This window comes from Butyricicoccus sp. (assembly GCF_050872565.1).
Taxonomy (GTDB): domain Bacteria; phylum Bacillota; class Clostridia; order Oscillospirales; family Butyricicoccaceae; genus Butyricicoccus_A.
Genome location: NZ_JBNMHC010000233.1, coordinates 1 through 3,568 on the forward strand (window position 1 = coordinate 1; position 3,568 = coordinate 3,568).

Annotated in this window: 5 protein-coding genes; 1 reads left to right on the plus strand and 4 read right to left on the minus strand. The window is 52.8% G+C overall.

The features are described 5' to 3' along the window. Positions 1–758, plus strand: a 758-nt coding sequence (locus ACR0P9_RS09205) for a hypothetical protein (RefSeq protein WP_432619441.1), incomplete at its 5' end; no start/stop codon positions are given. Positions 759–813: 55 nt separating this feature from the next. Here ACR0P9_RS09205 and folK read toward each other — a convergent pair. The 4 genes from folK to ACR0P9_RS09225 all read right to left on the minus strand — a co-directional run. Further along, on the minus strand, positions 814–1,632 hold the full coding sequence (gene folK, locus ACR0P9_RS09210) for a 2-amino-4-hydroxy-6-hydroxymethyldihydropteridine diphosphokinase (protein ID WP_432619443.1): 819 nt from the start codon (positions 1,630–1,632) through the stop codon (positions 814–816). Then, the gene (folP, locus tag ACR0P9_RS09215; RefSeq protein WP_432619445.1) at positions 1,625–2,449 is read right to left on the minus strand and encodes a dihydropteroate synthase; all 825 of its coding nucleotides are present in this window, start codon (positions 2,447–2,449) and stop codon (positions 1,625–1,627) included. The genes folK and folP overlap by 8 nt, the downstream gene beginning before the upstream one ends. Before the next feature lie 15 nt (positions 2,450–2,464). Further along, positions 2,465–2,953 carry an HD domain-containing protein gene (locus ACR0P9_RS09220; protein ID WP_432619447.1) on the minus strand — a complete coding sequence of 163 codons (489 nt, stop codon included), beginning with the start codon at positions 2,951–2,953 and terminating at the stop codon, positions 2,465–2,467. Beyond that, a partial coding sequence (locus ACR0P9_RS09225) for a glutamate ligase domain-containing protein (protein WP_432619449.1) occupies positions 2,950–3,568 on the minus strand: 619 nt, incomplete at its 5' end. The genes ACR0P9_RS09225 and ACR0P9_RS09220, both read right to left, overlap by 4 nt.

Sequence of the window (3,568 nt, forward strand, 5' to 3'; positions counted from 1 at the left end):
CGCTGACTCCTGTTGCGCTTGCCGACGGCAATACGATCATCTGGGGCGCTGCTTTTCAGGACAACAAGGCATCCATTCCGCTGGATGTGAAGCTCGATCCGTTCAAGCTGAATATCTGTCTGGTACATGGAGAATTAGGCGGAAACAGCGGATACAACTCTATTTCCGAAAGTGCTGTCATCAGCAGCCGCTTTGATTACATCGCGCTGGGACACAATCATCGCTTCAGCGGTGTATTTCGTATTGGTGAGACCGCACTGAGCTGTCCGGGCTGCTTCTCTGCCACAGCGACCAATGAAACCGGTGTAAAGGGCTATCTGACCGGCAAGATTGACAAGGGCATTGCTGCCCTGACGCTGCATCCGTCCGGCACAGCCCAGTTTGAAGATGTTTCGTTATCCGTTTCCGGCTTGTCTGACGATACCGCACTGGCAGAAGCTCTGCTGCCGCTGCTGCCGTCACCGGCGGAACGCATTTGTCTGACGGTCCATCTGACCGGCACGCGCATGTATGAGCCAAATCTGTCTGCGCTGTCGCGTTCTCTGCATCAAACCTTCTTACATGCGCAGGTCTTGGACGAATCTGCTGCCATGCAGGATCCATACCGCTATAAAGATGAAGACGGTCTGCGCGGTACCGTGACACGCGACTTTATGCATCGCATCGCAGAAAACAGCCAGGATGAGCAGGCCTATGCCAAGCTGTCGCTGGCACTGGAGTACGCACTCGCCGCACTGGAAGGCCGCGATCCGGAATAAGTTCCCATCAAAATACAAAATAAGGCTAAGAAGTTTGCACTTCTTAGCCTTATTTTTATACGTGTTTCAGTTGTTCCCACAGCTCTGTCATCGTCTTGCGATAAACCGGATGCACAAAATACGGGGCAATCTGCACCATCGGTTCAAGGACAAAATCCCGTTTGGAAATCTCCGGATGTGGAACCGTCAACGTGTCATTGGAAAAGATTTCTTCGTCATAAAACAGAATATCCAAATCCAGCGTGCGCGGTCCCCAATGGATTTCGCGCGTGCGATGCGCCGCCTGTTCGATTTCATGCAGCCGGTCGAGCAGTTCCTGCGGCGGCAGCAGCGTCTTGAGACACAAAACAGCGTTGAGAAAGTCATCCTGTTCGACGCCGCCATACGGCTTGGTCACGATATAGTCAGACACTCGCCCCATGCGCATGGTTTCATCCTCTGACAGTGCCTGCACGGCACCGTCCAGATAGCCCTTGCTGTCTCCGATATTGGAGCCGAGCGCAATATACGCGGTATGCCAGCCTCGTTCGATGCAGACCGCAGCCGTCTTGAGCGGAAGTCCAATTGGCGCCCATGGCTTTTCGATTTCCAGCACGATGCTGTCGAGAAGCGGAAGCGTTTGCAGCAGATGGGTACACAACTTTTCTGCCGCTGTTTCCAGCAGTTGAAAGGTATTTTGTGTCAAAAATACCTGTATTTCCGCACAAACAGCGCCATAATCCATCGACTGTGTCAAATCATCGGTCAGACCGGCGCGGCGCAGACTGGTGCGCAGTGTCGCATTGATGACAAATTTCTGTCCGAGTCGATTTTCCTCCGGAAAAACACCGTGATGCGCAAATACTTCCAACTGTTTGATGCGGATCTCATCCATTTGCGGTTCCTCCGGATTGCAAAATTGCCTGTGTCATATCGACAGCGCGGCGGTTTGCCAGAACATTGTGTACGCGCACAAACATGCAGCCCTTCATCACGCCCATAACTGTCGTCACCAGCGTACCCTCTTCACGCTGATCCTTTGGCAAATCCAGCGTCAAGCCAATCATCGACTTGCGCGAGGTGCCGAGCAGAATCGGATACCCCAGCTCATGCAGAATTTCTACATGATTGGTCAAAATCAAGTTGTGCTCCAACGTCTTGCCAAACCCAATACCCGGATCGAGAATGATATTTTCATCTGCAATGCCCGCCTGCTTGGCAAGGCGCACGCATTCGCGCAAATCGTCCAAAACATCCGGCAGATAATCCTTGTACACAGCTTCTTTTCGGTTGTGCATCAAACAGCACGGTACATTTGCCTTGGCAACAACAGATGCCATGTTCGGGTCATATTTGAGACCCCAAATATCATTGACAAGATCGGCTCCCGCCTGCAGCGCCGCCTGCGCGACAGCGCTCTTATACGTGTCTACAGACACCGGAATGTCAAAATTTTTCTTGACTGCCTCAATGACCGGTGCGACACGAGAAATTTCCTCTTCATCCGAAAGCAGCGTATACCCAGGGCGCGTCGATTCTCCGCCGATGTCCAAAATATCCGCGCCGTCGTTTATCATGTCCTCCGCGTGCTTGAGTGCTGCATCCATAGAGTTCCATTTTCCGCCATCAGAAAAGGAATCCGGCGTCACATTCAAAATACCCATCACATAGGTGTGACCGGTCGTCTCAAACTGTTTTCCTCCAATAATCATAGCCATCCACCTTCTTTATATGATAATCGTGTGATTTTTTCTCTCTTCCTGCCAATAGCAGGTATCGCTTGCCGCGCAGGCAAAGCACATCCGGCTCGCGTCATCCGCTTCACACAGAAGCTGTGCCAGCACATGGGCGGCATCTCCTTTGCGATGCTTGCCAACCGCCTGTAAAATCGCCTGCTGCTCTTGTTCGTCAAACGCTGTATCGCGCAAAATTTCCTGAGCCGTGCGAATTCCTGCCGCCGCATGATCTTCTCCGGTCTCATACTGCTGCAATCGCCCAATATCATGCAGCAGTGCTGCGGCATAAATGACATCGCGCGGAACATCCAGCTGTCGGTCAACTGCCAGCAAGGACGCAATGCGCGCCACATCCAAGACATGCGGCAAGCCATGCTTGCAATAGATGCGTTCGCGTTCCAGCTCTTCTATTTTTCGCAGGCTGTCGCGGAACAACGGATGCGACACAATCGCCTGTATGCGCTGCATTGTCTGTATCATGTCTGTTCCTCCACTGCCTCGCGCAGCTCATGCAGCCACGAGAGCGAACCGAACGCGAGTATCGGCGTATGATCTCCCGCCGCCTGTTTGGCAAGCTGCCAAGCCTGTGCCGGACTGTCTGCTGGTGTGACGGTATCGCAGAACTGCCGCAGGCAGTCCGCAAGTGCCTGTGCAGACAGCGCGCGCGGATTGTTCGGCGTGACGGTAAAGATCTTTTTTGCCATCGGTGCCATCAAGCGTCCGACTTCCGTAAAATCTTTATCTGCCAGCACCCCGACAATTTCTATGATACTGCCCGCTTTCCAGCGGCGCAGAGCTTCTTCTCGCAGCTGCTTTGCCGCATTGGGATTATGTGCCCCGTCAATGACCAAAACCGGCGCATCACAAATCTGTTCCATTCTGCCTTTCCAGCTGGTGCGCTGCAGGCCCTCTCGGATTTGTTGTTCCGTGACGGGAAAATCTTGCAGGCTTTGTACTGCCGCAATTGCTGTTGCCGCATTTTTTGCCTGTACTATGCCGGGCAGTTTTACGGTTATATCTCGCATTTTGTTATAGGCAAATGTCACAGAGGTTTCATCTGTCCGTGTGACGGAAACATCCCGCACAATGGTCAGC